Raw genomic sequence first — 14,552 nt, forward strand, 5'->3', positions numbered from 1 at the left:
AAAAATGGGAACTAGGAACCAGGACTTAGTAACTAGTTTCTGGTTCCTCTTTGCTGGTTACTGCAAGTTCCTGGCCCTGGCGCGCAGCGGGGAGACATTCGGGTCGCCGGGGACGGCCCAGCGCCAAGGCTGCTCGACTGCCTTGCTGAGGCCGATGCGCCCGCTGACGGTGGGCGTCTGAGGCGGCGGTTCGCCGTCGCGGCCGATCCATAGCGGCCCGTCGAGCCGGGTCAGGTCGCAACCGTTGTGCACGCCGCTGACGCCGAATGCCTGCGCAAGGCGACCGGGGCCGCGGGCCAGGTCGCGGTCGCGTTCGGTCCCGCGCGCCGCGCGCATCCGCTCCAGCCCGTGCAGCGGCGCGACCGCCCGCAGCAGCACCGCATGCCCAGGCGCGCCGCCGCAGACCACATTCAGCGCCCAATGCATGCCGTACACGAAGTACACATAGGCGTACCCGGGCGGGCCGAACATCACCGCGGTGCGCGGGGTCGGGCCGCGAAAGGAATGCGCGGCCGGGTCCTCCGCACCGCAATAGGCTTCGACCTCGACGATGCGCCCGACCCGGCCGTCGCTGCTGCCCAGCAATTTATTCAGCAGCTCCGGCGCCACCTGGCGCGCATCGCGGGCGAAGAACGAGCGCGTCAGTGCGCGGATGGCGCGCTTCATGCACCGGTCTGCCCGTGCGGCGCCGCCACCGGCTTGGATTCGGGCGACTTGTCCTGGCGCAGGAAGATCGACAGCACCACGATCGACAACACCGCGAGAAATTCGCTCTGCCAGTTCTGCAGGGACTCGAACCAGAAGGTCGGACTCGCCAAGTGCTCGGCCCATCCGATGGGCGCCTGCCCGGCCAGGCGCAGTTCGTCGAGTTCGTGACGCCAACTGCCCGCGGCGTGCAGATAGAACGACGCCGCGAACAGCAACAGGAATCCCAACGTCAACGAATACGCGTAAAGCTTCGCCCACCAACCGCCCTTGCGCACCGGCCAGGGCGTCGGCCCGGGCTCGATGGTTTCCTCGTCCTCGTGGAACGGCCGCGATTCGGCCGAACCGCGTTGGCGCAGGTACACGGTCAACAGCACGTACATGCCCATCTGCAGGAATTCGCTTTCCCAGTTCTCGAAGGTGGCCGAAACGAAGTGGCCGCTGCCCAGATAGGCCAGCCAGCCCACCGGGGCCGCGCCTTCGCGCAGCAGCTCCTCATTCCATACGGCGTGGCCGGTGACGACCTGGCCCGCCAGGCAGGCCAGGAAGATCGCCGTCAGCACCAGGCTGAGCCCGTTGCGTTGCCAGAAGTTGGGGCTGGATCGGTTCATCGGTATCGTCCTTACGGCCTGGCTCCGCGTGACCGGCGCCGGCCGTCCTCGATCGGGGACATCAGCCTCTCACCGCGCTCTTGATCGTGCTCTTGAGCTTTTCGCCCGCCATCAGCGCGGCCGCCATCGGCGACTGCTTCCATTCGGCGTACGCCTCGGCGAGCTGGGTGCGCTCTTGCGCGCTGAACAGCTTGCGCGCCTCGGCGAACATCGTGGTTTCCTCCTCCTTGGCATGGTGGTCGATCAAGTCGGCGAACACTTTGGCATTGCCGGCGAACTTGCGCGAATCCAGCTCGGCGCCCTTCACGTCGGGGATCACCATCTGCTCGACCACGCGATGCTCCTCGACCGCTTCGGCATGGGTCTTCAGACCGGCGTGGCTGGCGCGCTCGGCGAAAGCCGGATAGAACACCGTCTCTTCCCATTTGGCATGCGGCAGCAGATTGAGTTCGATCTCTTCGAGCAGCTTCTTGCGCTTCTTGACCGCACGATCGGTGGTGGCGTCGAGTTCCTTGAACAGCTTGCGCAGTTGGTTGTGTTCGGCTTTGAGGACGTTGAGGATATCGGCCATGAGTGGGCTCCGTTGCTGGGAAAAATGGTGCGGACGTAAGCCGGGGTCCGCCGGCTTACTGCGCCGCCTGCTGCCGGCGCGTGCGCGATTCGTCCGCCTCCGTAGCGGCAGCGGTAGCGGCTTGTTCTCGCGCGGGATGTCCGCCCGGGAAGGACACGGCGGACTCGATTCGTTCGGGCAGTTCCCGTCGATGCGACTGAAGCCAGTCGACGAGCTGCCGGTAATAGGCGACACGGTGGCTGGGGCGACCGGTCGACGACAGGTGATGGCTGCCGCCGGGGAACACCACCAGGCGCGCCTGCGCCTTGCCGACGCGGATCAACTGGGCGAACAGCTCCTCGGCCTGCCCGAGCGGGCAGCGTTCGTCGTTCGCGCCCTGCAGCAACAATACCGGCGCCTCGATCTTGTCGGCGTGATTGAGCGGCGACAGGCGCCGGTACAGATCGCGGTCGTGGTGGAGTTCGCGACCGACCGAATACGGCCCGACGTAGTAGCCGGTGTCCGAAGTGCCGGCATGCGACTCCAGGTTGAGCACGCCGGCCGAGACCGCGCCGCACAGCAGGGGGACCTCGTGCGACAGGGCCCAGGCGCAGAGAAATCCACCGTAGGAATGCCCGAACACCGCCAGCTCCGGGCCGGAGACGCCTTGTTCGCGTAGTTGCCCTACCGCTTCGAGCCACTGCGGCAGGTCGCGCTCGCCCCAGTGGCCGCGGATGCGCTCGGCGAAGTCGAGGCCGTAGCTGCCGGAGCCGACCGCGTTCAAGGCCAGCACCGCCCAACCCTGCTCGACCAGGACCGGCCAGTGCACATGGGTTTCGTAGTCGAACGAAACGTAGCTATGCGGCCCGCCGTGCATGTCCATCAGCAGCGGAAACGGGCCGTCGCCCTCGGGCAACAGCAACCAGCCCTCCACCGTCTCGCTGCCGCCCTGCCCGTCGGGCACCCGGAAGCGGTGCTTGTCGGCCTTCGGCCGCGGCCGCTGCAAGCGCCAGTCGTTGAATGAAGTGACCGCGTGCACGTCGCTGCCGTCGGCATGGGCCTGCCACAGTTCCGGGCCGGTGGACAGGCCGGCGGCGATGAACACGATCCGATCGCCCTCGGCGGCCATGTCGAGAATCTGCTGCCGTTCGAGTTCGCAGACCACCTGCACCTCGCCTTGCGGGCTCGCCGCGACGATGCGCTGCGAGCCGCGGAAGGCTTCCAGGGCCAGCAGCCGCGCACCGTCGGCCTGCCACTGGATGGCGCTCGGGATGGCGAGTTCGATCTCGCCTATCCGCTGCAGCCGGCCGCTGGCGATCTCGATCACGTACAGGCCGGAGATCGAACTGCCTTCGACCTCGCTGCCGGCCATCGCGATGCGGGTGCCGTCGGGAGACCAGCTCAGTCCGCTGATCGACACCAGTTCGCTGGTCTGGCGTCGCGGCTCGCGGCCCGGCTGCTTGAGCCACAGGTCGAGCGCATGCCGCTGCGCGCCGCTGCCGCGCTGCAGGTAAGCCAGGGTTTCCCCGTCCGGGCCCCATCGGGCTTCGGTAACGTCGCCCCCGGAGTCCACCAGAGGCTCGCAGGCACCGCTGTGTTCGTCGACGACGTAAGCATAGGTCGAGCGCCCGGCGTGACGGCCGACCCCGTCGAGCTTGTACGGCAGGTAGTCGACGATCTGCGGCTCGTCGTCGGGCCGGTGGATCTTGTACGCGAGCACGAGCAACTTGCCCCGCCGGGTGTTCCACTGCTCCACCGCCAGCACCCCGCCGCCCCAGTCGGTGACCCGGCGCGGCTCGCCGCCGCCGATGGCCATCGTGTGCACCTGGGCCTTGCCGTCGACATGGCGCAGGAACGCCAGCTCCTCGCCGTCGCAGGACCATCGCGGCCCGAAGGCGGACTGCTCGCCCGCGGTCAGACGGCTGCAGCGGCCGGCCCGGTCGTAGAGCCACAGACTGCTGCCACTGCGGTCCCGATCGGCATCGATCGTGCCGACCTTGAACACCCAGCCGCCTTCGGCCGAGGACAGCGACGAAAGCGATTTATGCAGATACAGATCGTTGATCGATGGCTTGTGCATGCGTGCGTGGACGTGTGCAGGGTGTGGGCAGACGACGGGATGGGCGGGCAGTGCCTGGATATGCGGAGCCCCGGCGAACCGGGGCTCCGTAACGGCGCTCAGCGCTGATTGCGCTCCTGCTGCTGCCGTTCCTGTTCGCGTTCCTGTTCCTGGTTCTGCTGATTGCGGTTCTGCTGATTGCGGTTCTGCTGGTCCTGGCCCTGCTGACCCTGGCCCTGCTGGTTCTGCTGACCCTGATTCTGTTGACCCTGGTTCTGCTGACCCTGCTGGTTCTGCTGACCCTGGTTCTGCTGACCCTGGTTCTGCTGACCCTGCTGGTTCTGCTGACCCTGGTTCTGCTGACCCTGCTGACCGCGGTTCTGCTGGTCCTGGTTGCGTTCGTTCTGGGTGTTGTTGCCCATGATCGTTCTCCTTCTGTGCCAGAACGCCATGTCCTGGCTGAGATCGAAGTTGACTGCGCATGCGTTAGACAGCGGTGTATTCCGGCGATGCCACCGATCACGCCGGCGCAACGCAAATAGACGCCGCCGTCGCGCCGCCGCTGCAAGTTTTTCGCGACGTCCGACACTCGGTTCGAGTTACTTGCGAGATCGCCGATGCTTTTGAATTCGCAATTCGTGCAGGCGCTGGAAAGGACTGCAGCGCGCGGATCGATGAAGCGTTCAGGCCCCTGATCGGTTCAGAATTTTCTACGGCCGGATTGGACTTGCAGGCCGCTTCGGCTCAGCCGAACGCGGCCTGCTTGGCGGTCATCAGATAGAAGATGGCGAGGAACGACAGCAGCGCCGGCACCCCCAGCGCCGCCCAGTACCCCAGATAGGCGGCGTAGCGCAGCGGCAGCGGCTCGCCGGCGCGCGCGCTGGCCTCGGCGATGTCGCGCAGGCGCATTTGCAGCCAGACCACCGGCAGCCAGCACAGGGCCGCGATCGCGAACAGGACGATCGACCAGTACAGCCAAGGCGTGGTCAAAGGGATATGCAGCCGGTGCGCGAGATACAGCCCGCTGAGTGGCTGGAACACGATGGTGGTGGCGGTGAACAACCAGTCGGCGATGACCACGTAGCGCGCGACCACGGCGACCACGCGCGCGTCGCGGGTGCGGCTGGCGAACAGCAGATAGAACGCGGTGCCCACGCCGGTGCCGAACAAGAAGGTCGAGGACAGGATGTGCAGGTACTTAACGATCAGCAGGTCCATGGGGGTCGTCCAGTTCGTGCAGCACCGCGATCGCGGCGAGCACCGGCAGATTCTTCAGGATCGGCCCATACGGATGGGCCCAGTATTCGGGCAGGAACACGCTGATCGTCGCAGTGTAGGCGGCGATCAGCAGCAGTTGCGCGCGATAGATCCAGCGTCGACGCCGCAACGCCAGCATCGCCACGCCCAGGCCGATGTCGAGCAGGGCCGCGGTGTACAGCGCGGCCCGGGCGAGCGGACCTTCGATACCGGTGCGCGCGAGCAGCGCGAGGCCGTCCTCGACCGGAAACACCCAGGCCGAGACGATGCCGGTGGCGATCCACATCGTCGCCATCGCCCAGCGCAGCAGCGGCAGCAGCCAGGCCAGTTGCCCTTCGCGGCGCAACCCGGGCCGGTCGCTCGCATCGATGAAATCCGCAGCGTCGCGCGGCGCGCGTCCGAGCAAGGCGGCGACCGGGCCCGGCTCGGCGGTGTTGCCGGCCTCGAGCATGCGCAGCGATTCCGGCGTGACCATGCTGCCGCGGCGCAGGGCCAGCCACGGCGCGGCCAAGCGCAGCAAGGCGGTGGGCAGGGCGACGAAGTGCGGCGCGAAACCGAGCGCGTGCTTGAACGCAGCAAGGTACTCGCGAACCGTCAACGGGCGCGGCCCGACCAAGGCGATGCGCGTGTGCGCGGCGCGGCGCTCGGCCGGGGCCATGCGCGCGGCATCGCGCTCGATCGAGGCCGCTTCGATCAGGGCGGCAATCGCCTCGCAGACATCGTCGATATGGATCGGCTGGATCCGCTGGCGCCCGCCACCGGGCAGCGCGGTGACCGGCAGCGCCGCGAGCATGGCGAACCAGCGCGTGCTGGCGCCGGCCGGCGAATACACGAACGAAGGCTGGACGATGCTCGTCCGCCGATCCAGGGCCTCCAACGCGGCGTCGGCGCGGCCCTTGGAGGCGAGGTAGCCGCTGACCGCGCCGGGCGCCGCTCCCAGCGCCGAGATCTGCACCAGATGAGCGACGCCGGCATCGGCCGCGGCCTCGAACAAGGCCCCCGGCCCCTTCACATGCAATGCATCGAAGCGCTGGTTACCCTGCTCGCGAAAGATGCCGACGGCGTTGACCACCACGTCCACCGAAGCCAGTTCCCGGCGCCAACGCTCGGGCTCGGGATGCAGGTAGTCGATGCCGATCGCCGGCCACTGCGGCCAGCGCCGGCGCGCATCGTCCGTACTCCGTACGCCGAGGAGAAGCTCATGTCCCGAGCGCTGCAGCCGCGCGACCAGCGCCGCACCGATCATCCCGCCGGCACCGGCGATCAGGATGCGCATGCTTCGACCTCCGCGCCCGGCCGCAACGCCGCACTCGTGCTCGGCCGTGCCTTGCTCTCGGGTACGGTAGCGAGCGCACTGTCCACGGCGGTCGCCTCCTTACTGAGCCGGCGACGCAGCGGCGCCGCGGCCGGCGCGACCAACGCCACCAGTCATTGGCTGTGGGGAAGGCGCGCCTATCGGCGCGACCGGGTCACCCTGCGCTACACCGCCACCGGCTATGCGATCCATCACGCCAGCTCGGTGTTCTGGGCCTGCTTCTTCGAACGCGCGCTGCTGGGCGGCCGTGCTCGCGATCCGCGCGCGCTCACGGCTGGCCGTATCGCAGCCACTGCGGCCGCGACTACGGTCGCCGCTTATTTCGTCGACTATCGCGTCGTGCCGCAACGGCTGACTCCCGGTTTCGAAAGCCGCCTGCCGTTGCAGGACCGTGCGCTGGTCTATGCGGCGTTCGCGGTCGGCCTGGGCCTCGGCGCCTGCCTGCGCGCGCGGGCCCATCGGTCCGCCCGCATCAACGGCGACCTCGAGGGTACGGCGCGTGGAGGCGCCGGCGGTGGATCGCGGACCACCGAAACCTAGCGGACGAGCGCCCGTTCTCATGCCGGCCTAGTCGGGCGCGGAACCGGCCGGCGGCCGGCTCATGCACGATTCGCCCTCGTGTTCCGAAGGAATCAGGCCCAGCGACGCCGACATGCACTGGAGTTTTTCCCGCACGTAGTCGCGATCCGCGGGACCGGCGCTCGCGAGGATCGCATCGGCTTCGCCTTCGAACACGCAACCGTCGAAGCCTGCGTTGCCTTCGCAAGCCTGCGCCATCGCCGGAAGTTCGGTCTCCAGCTTCGTCAGCATCGCGTCCAACTGCTCTCGCGTCTTGAGCCGCTCGCGCGTGCTGCGGGCCGGCGCGGTCATTTCCGCTTCTGGTCGCCGCGGTCGCCCTGGCCCGCCGGCACCGTGGTCTTCGCCGATTTGCGCACGTCCTGCGACAAGGAGCGTCCGAGGTCGTCGCTTTCCTTGATCCGGCCCTGCGCATCGCGCCTGATCAGGCGCTTGTCCCCGTTCGGCGCGATCAGCTCGCGCTTGCCGGATTCGCGTTTGCCGGCCGGTTTTCCGGCGCCGTCGGTGGATCGGGTCGTAGCGTTCTTGATAGCCATGAACCTGCCTCGTGAACGGTGGAGGGATCGCCCGGACATTCGGGGCGAACAAGGAACAAGCTGCCGCCGCCGTCATTAAGTGCGTGCGAAGACCGGGTCAACGGCAGCGCAACCCCTTCGTCGAACGGTCGTCGCGCTCCTGTGCCGCACCACGCTGCTCGATGCGCGACTGAAGACCGAGGCCGGCCCTTGCCGATTCGTACGCTCGCGCCGCCGGCGGCGTCCATGCGCGCTTCGTTAAATCCGGGTCGCGCACGAACCCGCGGTCCCTCACGCCTGCCGAACGTGGGCGGGCCTCAAATCGAAGCGAGACAACGCAACCCGGCCGCGGCTACGACGCCGGCGGCGCCCGGGGCGCGGCACGACCCACGATGTTCCAGTTCGCGAGGCCCACATGAATCAGTCAGGTGTAGACGGCAAGGAAGGCTTGGACGAGGCGCTCGAAGACAGCTTTCCCGCGAGCGATCCGCCCGCGATGACCTCCGGCTCGACCGCGACCCCGTCGGAACCGCACATGGCCGGCACCGGCGACCAGGCGCTCAGCCACACCACCGTCTTCCGCGTGGTGGAACCGCCCGACGCCGATGCGCCGTTCGGCGTTCAACCGGTCTATCGCGAGGGGCGCTGGAGCTCCGCCGGCACGCCGGTGATCTATGCATCGGCGACCGAAGCCGGCGCGATTCTCGAGCACTTGGCGCACGCCACCGGCAAGACCAGCGGCGAGGTGCTGCTGGCCACCGCGACCTTGCCCACCGATTGCATCGTCGCCCAGACCGCGCTGCCGTCGACCTGGTCCGGCTACCCCTATTGCAGCGACGCGCAATGCATAGGCGATCAGTGGGCCCGCGAGCACAAGTCGCTAGCCCTGAAGGTGCCGAGCGCCCTGGCACCGAGCCAATGCAACTACCTGATCAATCCGACGCACGTCGACAAGGTCCACCTCCAATCCATCCGCACCGAGCCCCTGGTCATCGACCCGAGGCTGAGGCGCTGACGTGTGGCACGCCGGACATGAAACGCAACGCCCCGGTCACTCCCAGTGCTTCGAAGACCCAGGTCGCCCTGGACCGGGTGTTCTACGACGCGCTGACGCCGCCTCCGGCGGACCGGGCCCTGGCGTCGCCGGATCGGGACCGCACCGTTCGAAGACACCTGGCAGCGAAGCCCACGGCCGCCGGCCCCAGGCAACCGAGGCCGCAAACACCCGGATCGAAACGATGACTACCGCACGCACCTTGGCCCTCTGGGACACGCTCGACGATCTGACCCAGGCCCATTTCAAGCGCCAGCCGGCGCAGTCGCAAGTCGACGTCATCGTCATCGGTGCCGGCATCGCCGGCCTGACCACGGCCTTGATGCTGCGCGAACAGGGCCGCGAGGTGTTGGTCGTCGACCGGGCCGGCTTCGGCGGCGGCGAATCGTTGCGCACCACCGCGCATCTCGCCAGCGCGCTCGACGACCGCTACTACCATCTGCAGCGTTGGCACGGCCGCGACGGCGCGCGGGTGGCGGCGCAAAGCCATGCGGCCGCGATCGACTGGATCGAGCAGTTCTGCCATGCCACCCAGGATTGCGATTTCGTCCGCGTTCCCGGCCTGTTGTTCGCCCACGACGGCGATCTGAGCCGTTTGCGCGATGAAGCCCAGGCCGCGCGGGACGCCGGCATCAATGCCCGTCTGCTGCTGGAAGGCCTGCCGGACTGGCCCCAGCTCGGGCCGGTGCTGGAGTTCTCCAATCAGGCCCGGGTCGACATGGGGCGACTGATTTGTGCGCTCGCCGAGCAAGCCGTCGCACGCGGCGTCGGCTGCCTGCTGGCGAACGCGACCGAGGTCGAAGGCGGGCATCCGGCGACGGTCGTGCTGGACGACGGCTCCCGCCTGGATGCCCGCGCGGTGGTGGTCGCGACGCATACCCCGTTCCACGAGCGCGTGGTCATGCATACCAAGCAGGCGGCGTACCGCACCTATGTGGTCGCCGCCGAATGCGCGCGCGGCGAGTTGCCTGATGCCTTGATCTGGGACGATGCCGATCCGTATCACTATGTGCGCTGGGTCGCCGATCGCGACGATGCCGGCCGCGGCTGGGCCATCGTCGGCGGCGAAGACCACAAGACCGGGCAGGACGCCGACCCGACCGCTTACGTGCGCCTGCAGGAGTGGGCGCGCGCGCGGTTTCCGGCGCTGCAACGCTTCACCCATGCCTGGTCCGGACAGATCATGGAGCCGTCCGACGGGCTGGCTTACATCGGCGCCGATCCCGGCGGAAAGGATCACGTCTACCTGGTCACTGGCGACTCGGGCAACGGCGTCACCCATGGCGTGATCGCCGGCCTGATCCTGAGCGAACTCGTGCAGGGTCGCGGGCATCCGTGGGCGGACGTGTACGACCCGAGCCGGAAACCGGTCAAGGCCGGCGCGACCTGGGTGCGCGAGAACGCCAACGTCGCGGCCCAATACACCGACTGGGTCGCCGGCGGCGACGTGAGCGGCGTGGAGGAGATCGCGCTCGGCGAAGGCGCGATTCTCAGGCGCGGCCTGCAACGCCTGGCGGTGTACCGCAGCGGCGATGGCGCCCTGCATTCGTTCTCGGCCCGTTGCCCGCACCTGGGTTGTGCGGTGCGCTGGAGCCCGCAGGAAAAATCCTGGGACTTGCCCCTGCCACGGCTCGCGCTTCGACGCTCTGACCGGCGAGGTGCTCAACGGTCCTGCGCAGCAGCCGTTGTCGCCGGTGGAACCCGGCTCCGGCAAGAAGCCCCCGTCGTGACCGTGGCGGCCTTGTATGCGGGCTATCTGGTCTGGCTGCTGTGCGGCCTGGCCGATTTCCTGCTGCACCGGCGCACCGACCTCCCGCATACCTCCGGGTTGCGCGAATCGGCGCTGCACCTCGTCCAGTTGGCGCTGATCGGGAGCGGCCTGGCGCTCGGACTCGCCCTGGCGCTGACCCCGGCCAACCTGTGTCTGATCGGCCTGCTGGTCGCCGCGCACGCGGTCGTGGGCTATCTGGATACGCGCAGCGCCTACCGCCTGCGCGAGATCAGCCCGGCCGAGCAGCACCTTCACAGTGTCCTCGACATGGCGCCGGCGATCGGCCTGGTCCTGGGTGCGATCTTCTTCGGGGACTGGCGCGACAGCGGCCTGCATCCGCGGCAACCCGCAGCCGGCATCGGCGTGTGGAGCCTGATCGTCGTACCGGCCGTGCTGCTGTGCGGCGTACCGGCCTGCCTCGAATTCCGCGATGCGCTGCGCGCCCGGCGCGAGCGCCGTGGCCAACCGGGCGGCTCGCCGCCGGCACCATTGGAGAACTGAACGATGCTGAAGGAAATCGGCGGCGTCCGGATCGGCCCGGTACATCGTGCGACCTGCCACTGCGGCGCGGTGGAGCTGGAAGTCCGTCTCCCTGACGGAGTCGTCGACCCGCACCGCTGCAATTGCTCGATCTGCCGCCGCAAGGGGGCCGTGGTGGCCACGGTGCCGTTGGCCGACCTGCGAGTGGTCAAGGGGCTCGGCCGGCTGAGCCTGTATCGCTTCAACACCTGCACGGCCAGGCATTACTTCTGTTCGGTCTGCGGCATCTACACCCATCACCAGCGCCGCTCGGACCCACAGGAATACGGACTCAACGTCGGCTGCCTGCAGGGCGTCGATCCGCTCGCGATCGCCGACGTCCCCGTCACCGACGGCGTGCATCATCCATCCGACCGGGCTTGAGTCCGGCAGCGGCCGCGCAGGCCGACGGTCGAGAGCATTCCGCACGAGGAACGTATGGCTCGGCGCAATCTCAAAATCGCTACCTTCAACATCAACGGGGTCCGCTCGCGCCTGCCGCATCTGCTGCGCTGGCTGGAACAGGAAACGCCCGACATCGTCTGCCTGCAGGAACTCAAGGCCGACCACGCCGAGTTCCCGATCGAAGCCGTCGAGCAGGCCGGCTACGGCGCGATATGGCAGGGCCAACGCGCCTGGAACGGCGTGGCGATCCTGAGCCGCGGCAGCGAGCCGCTGGAGATCCGGCGCCGCCTGCCCGGCGACCCGGCGGACATCCAGGGCCGTTACCTCGAGGCCGCGGCGCACGGCCTGGTCGTCGCCTGCCTGTACCTGCCGAACGGCAATCCCCAGCCCGGGCCGAAATTCGACTACAAACTGAAATGGTTCGACCGCCTGATACGCCACGCGAAAACTCTGGTGGGCAGCGAACACCCGACCATGCTGGCCGGCGATTTCAATGTCGTCCCCACCGATGCGGATATCTACAACCCGAAGTCATGGCGCAAGGACGCGTTGCTGCAACCCGAAAGCCGCGAACGCTATCAACGCCTGCTCGCGCAGGGCTGGCTGGACTCGCTCGACGCCAAGCACCCGTCGCCGCCGTTGTTCACCTTCTGGGATTATTTTCGCCAGCACTGGGAACGCGACGCCGGCCTGCGCATCGACCATCTGCTGTTGAATCCGGCGGCGGCACCGCGGCTGCGGACGGTGGGCGTCGATCGTTGGGTGCGCGGACTGCACAAGCCCAGCGACCACGCGCCGGCCTGGATCACCCTCGGCCGCCCGCGGCGCGAGACCTGAAGGGTTCTACCCGCCGGCGCTATGCCATGCGGATTTCGTTCCTTTTCGCTCGCCATCCGATTCCCACATGAAACCAACCCCCTCGCGTCCCGCCCTGCTGATCGTCGACATGATGAACTTGCTCGACTTCGACGCGGGCGAGGCGCTGCTCAAGCTGGCGCTGCCGGTGGCCGACCGCATCGCCAGCCTGCGCCGCCGCTTCCGCAAGGCCGGCGCGCCGGTGATTTATGCGAACGACAACTTCGGCCAATGGCACGCCGACTTCCGCGAGTTGGTCGCGGTGTGCAGCCAGGACTCGTGCCTGGGCGCGCCGCTGGCGAGAAAGCTGGCGCCGGAACCCGACGACTACTACATCCTCAAGCCCAAGCAGTCCGCCTTCCACTCCACCCCGCTCGCGGTACTGCTCGAACATTGCGGCGTTCAACGCGTCGTCGTCACCGGCATTTCGACCGACGTGTGCGTGACGGCCACCGCGATCGATGCGCATATGCGGGACCTGCAGGTTCATGTACCGTCGGATTGCGTCGCCGCGCCCACCCGCGCCCGCAGCATGCGGGCGCTGAGCATGCTGCACGAATCGATCGGCGCTTCCAGCGCGGCGTCGCGCTCGATCAGGCCGTAGAAGTCGCGGGTTCGGCTTCGACCTGCGCGCCGTCCGGCAATCGGGTGCGTGAAGCTGCAATACGCGGCGCCTTGCCGACGATTGCGCTTTGTTCGCGCTTCCGGCAAAGCAATGGCCCCGCCGATGCCGACGGGGCCATGCTGCTTTCGCGCATACAGTGCCGGGACGCTTAGCGCTCCGGCTTCGACGGCTTAGTTTCGCTTGAGCATCTGGTCGCGGGCGTTCTCCGCGCGCGCCGCGCCGATCGCGGTCTCGACCTGCTTGACCTCCTCCGGCGGCGGCAGCACCGCAGGCATGCCCAGGCTCTGGATCCACAGTTCACGGCACCAGCCCTTGGTGTGATAAAGATGATGGTCCTCGTCTTTTTCCACCGCTTCGAACGCCGGCTTGAGCACCTTGCCCAGTTCGCCGCCGCGTTCGGCCACCTTGCCGATCAGTTCCCAGTTCTGATGATCCTTGGTTTCGGCCAGGACCACGCACTCGGCCGCGACGATTTCGGCGGCGGCGGGATCGCCGGCGGCGAGCGCCATCTCGATGGCGCCCACCAGCGAGGCACCGTGGTGCGCAACCACCTCGCGTCCCGGACTCGACGCTTCCGTATCCAGGCCCAGGGTTTCGAACACCCGGGTCAGGACTTCCTCGTGCGTGCGCGTCTCTTCGAGGTAACCCTGCAACTCTTCCTTGAAGTCTTCGTTCTGGGCCGCTTTCACCGCAGCGGTATATACCTTGATGCCGCCGCGTTCGGTTTCCAGCGCCTGCAGCAGCAATTCGTGCACTTGCGAATGTTCCGTCTTCTTGGCCCTAGCCATGCGAATCGCCTCTGGGTTGATGAAGGCCCAGTAGTAAACGCTGGATCGATAAGCCTGCGTGAGTGCGGCGTATATCCGTCTGAACGGTTAATCCGCCGGCGAAGATCGCCGACTTCAACGCCGGTGCACACGCTTCCGGTATCGCTTCGTCCACGGCATTCATTCAGTCCGAGTGATTCGGCGCCCCGGCTTGATCGACTCATTCTTAACCGTCCGCCGCGCAGTGTCGGACCGAGGGAGGTTGTGTCCGGCGCTCCCGACCATCGACCCCACGAGGAACCCACATGAAAACAAATCTGCGCAATCGGTGTATTACGGCGGCCGTGATCTCCCTCGCCATGGCTTCGGCCTCGGCCGCTGTGGCGCAGGGGCGCGAGCCCCCTGCGAAGCAGCCCATGCCCACGGCCGCGGCGATGGCCGACAAACCGGCAGGCAGCAGCACCGCTTCGGCCGGAGACGGCCTTGCGCTGGGCTTGCTCGGTGCGATCAACGAACACGAGATCGCCGCGGCCAAACAGGCCATCGGCAAATCGGTCTCCGGCGATGTGCTCGAGTACGCGCAACTGATGCAGAAGGAACATTCCGCGAATCTGGCCAAGACCAAGACCCTCGGCCCGTTGTCGGACGGGCCCGAGGTCCAGGAACAAAAGAGCAAGGGCGCCAAGGAACTGAGTACCTTGGCGAGCACCCCGGCACTGGCGTATGCCAAGGCTTACATCGACGCGATGGTCAAGGGCCATGCCGAGGCGCTCGACACGATCGACCGCAAATTGCTGCCGGCGGCGACCTCGGCCACGGTGAAACAACACTTGAACGACACTCGCGGCCATGTGGCGATGCATCTGGAAACGGCCAAGGCGATCGCCGCCGGCATGTGAGCCGCGCAAACGTCGTGCGCCGCAGACCTGGACGAACTGACCGGGCTGCGCGGGCCGCGCGCCGTCGCG

At 67.7% G+C, this 14,552-nt stretch carries 17 protein-coding genes; 7 read left to right on the forward strand and 10 right to left on the reverse strand.

From position 1 onward, the window contains the following. Positions 1–57 precede the first annotated feature (57 nt). The 7 genes from AC6CH2_RS06630 to AC6CH2_RS06660 all read right to left on the reverse strand — a co-directional run bounded on the left by AC6CH2_RS06630 (position 58) and on the right by AC6CH2_RS06660 (position 6,458). The gene (locus tag AC6CH2_RS06630) at positions 58–645 is read right to left on the reverse strand and encodes a DNA-3-methyladenine glycosylase (RefSeq protein WP_498269094.1); all 588 of its coding nucleotides are present in this window, start codon (positions 643–645) and stop codon (positions 58–60) included. A gap of 17 nt (positions 646–662) precedes the next feature. Further along, positions 663–1,316, reverse strand: a complete 654-nt coding sequence (locus tag AC6CH2_RS06635; protein WP_498268519.1) for a DUF6766 family protein — start codon at positions 1,314–1,316, stop codon at positions 663–665. Positions 1,317–1,377: 61 nt separating this feature from the next. Beyond that, a complete protein-coding gene (locus AC6CH2_RS06640) occupies positions 1,378–1,887 on the reverse strand; it encodes a hemerythrin domain-containing protein (RefSeq protein ID WP_498268520.1) in 510 nt (169 codons plus the stop codon). 55 nt (positions 1,888–1,942) lie between these two features. Next, positions 1,943–3,946, reverse strand: coding sequence for a prolyl oligopeptidase family serine peptidase (locus AC6CH2_RS06645; RefSeq protein ID WP_498268521.1), 2,004 nt, complete (start codon positions 3,944–3,946; stop codon positions 1,943–1,945). 98 nt (positions 3,947–4,044) lie between these two features. Continuing rightward, complete coding sequence (locus tag AC6CH2_RS06650) at positions 4,045–4,347, reverse strand: hypothetical protein (protein WP_498268522.1); 303 nt, start codon at positions 4,345–4,347, stop codon at positions 4,045–4,047. A 322-nt stretch (positions 4,348–4,669) separates the two neighbouring features. Further along, the gene (locus AC6CH2_RS06655) at positions 4,670–5,143 is read right to left on the reverse strand and encodes a DUF2269 family protein (protein WP_498268523.1); all 474 of its coding nucleotides are present in this window, start codon (positions 5,141–5,143) and stop codon (positions 4,670–4,672) included. Beyond that, positions 5,124–6,458 carry an SDR family oxidoreductase gene (locus AC6CH2_RS06660; protein ID WP_498268524.1) on the reverse strand — a complete coding sequence of 445 codons (1,335 nt, stop codon included), beginning with the start codon at positions 6,456–6,458 and terminating at the stop codon, positions 5,124–5,126. The genes AC6CH2_RS06655 and AC6CH2_RS06660 overlap by 20 nt, the downstream gene beginning before the upstream one ends. Here AC6CH2_RS06660 and AC6CH2_RS06665 point away from each other — a divergent pair. After that, positions 6,384–7,037, forward strand: a complete 654-nt coding sequence (locus AC6CH2_RS06665; RefSeq protein ID WP_498268525.1) for a hypothetical protein — start codon at positions 6,384–6,386, stop codon at positions 7,035–7,037. The genes AC6CH2_RS06660 and AC6CH2_RS06665 overlap by 75 nt on opposite strands. Before the next feature lie 27 nt (positions 7,038–7,064). Here AC6CH2_RS06665 and AC6CH2_RS06670 read toward each other — a convergent pair whose 3' ends face one another. After that, complete coding sequence (locus tag AC6CH2_RS06670; RefSeq protein ID WP_498268526.1) at positions 7,065–7,367, reverse strand: hypothetical protein; 303 nt, start codon at positions 7,365–7,367, stop codon at positions 7,065–7,067. Beyond that, a complete protein-coding gene (locus AC6CH2_RS06675; RefSeq protein WP_498268527.1) occupies positions 7,364–7,609 on the reverse strand; it encodes a hypothetical protein in 246 nt (81 codons plus the stop codon). The genes AC6CH2_RS06670 and AC6CH2_RS06675 overlap by 4 nt, the downstream gene beginning before the upstream one ends. 394 nt (positions 7,610–8,003) lie before the next feature. On the opposite strand from AC6CH2_RS06675, the gene AC6CH2_RS06680 reads away from it, so the two are divergent. The 5 genes from AC6CH2_RS06680 (at position 8,004) to AC6CH2_RS06700 (ending at position 12,796) form a co-directional block, all read left to right on the forward strand. Next, complete coding sequence (locus AC6CH2_RS06680) at positions 8,004–8,603, forward strand: RES family NAD+ phosphorylase (RefSeq protein WP_498268528.1); 600 nt, start codon at positions 8,004–8,006, stop codon at positions 8,601–8,603. 223 nt (positions 8,604–8,826) lie between these two features. Further along, positions 8,827–10,914: an FAD-dependent oxidoreductase gene (locus AC6CH2_RS06685; RefSeq protein WP_498268529.1), complete on the forward strand. Its 2,088-nt coding sequence runs from the start codon at positions 8,827–8,829 to the stop codon at positions 10,912–10,914. Positions 10,915–10,917: 3 nt separating this feature from the next. Next, on the forward strand, positions 10,918–11,316 hold the full coding sequence (locus AC6CH2_RS06690) for a GFA family protein (RefSeq protein WP_498268530.1): 399 nt from the start codon (positions 10,918–10,920) through the stop codon (positions 11,314–11,316). Positions 11,317–11,370: 54 nt separating this feature from the next. After that, complete coding sequence (gene xth, locus AC6CH2_RS06695; protein ID WP_498268531.1) at positions 11,371–12,174, forward strand: exodeoxyribonuclease III; 804 nt, start codon at positions 11,371–11,373, stop codon at positions 12,172–12,174. 67 nt (positions 12,175–12,241) lie between these two features. Beyond that, positions 12,242–12,796 carry a cysteine hydrolase family protein gene (locus tag AC6CH2_RS06700; RefSeq protein WP_498268532.1) on the forward strand — a complete coding sequence of 185 codons (555 nt, stop codon included), beginning with the start codon at positions 12,242–12,244 and terminating at the stop codon, positions 12,794–12,796. 191 nt (positions 12,797–12,987) lie between these two features. On the opposite strand, the gene AC6CH2_RS06705 is transcribed toward AC6CH2_RS06700, so the two are convergent. Continuing rightward, on the reverse strand, positions 12,988–13,605 hold the full coding sequence (locus AC6CH2_RS06705) for a DUF892 family protein (RefSeq protein ID WP_498268533.1): 618 nt from the start codon (positions 13,603–13,605) through the stop codon (positions 12,988–12,990). 395 nt (positions 13,606–14,000) lie between these two features. Between AC6CH2_RS06705 and AC6CH2_RS06710 the strand changes: the two genes are divergently transcribed. After that, the gene (locus AC6CH2_RS06710) at positions 14,001–14,483 is read left to right on the forward strand and encodes a DUF4142 domain-containing protein (protein ID WP_498268534.1); all 483 of its coding nucleotides are present in this window, start codon (positions 14,001–14,003) and stop codon (positions 14,481–14,483) included. The last annotated feature ends 69 nt before the right edge of the window (positions 14,484–14,552 follow it).

The sequence above is a fragment of the Lysobacter sp. GQ73 genome, assembly GCF_059758755.1.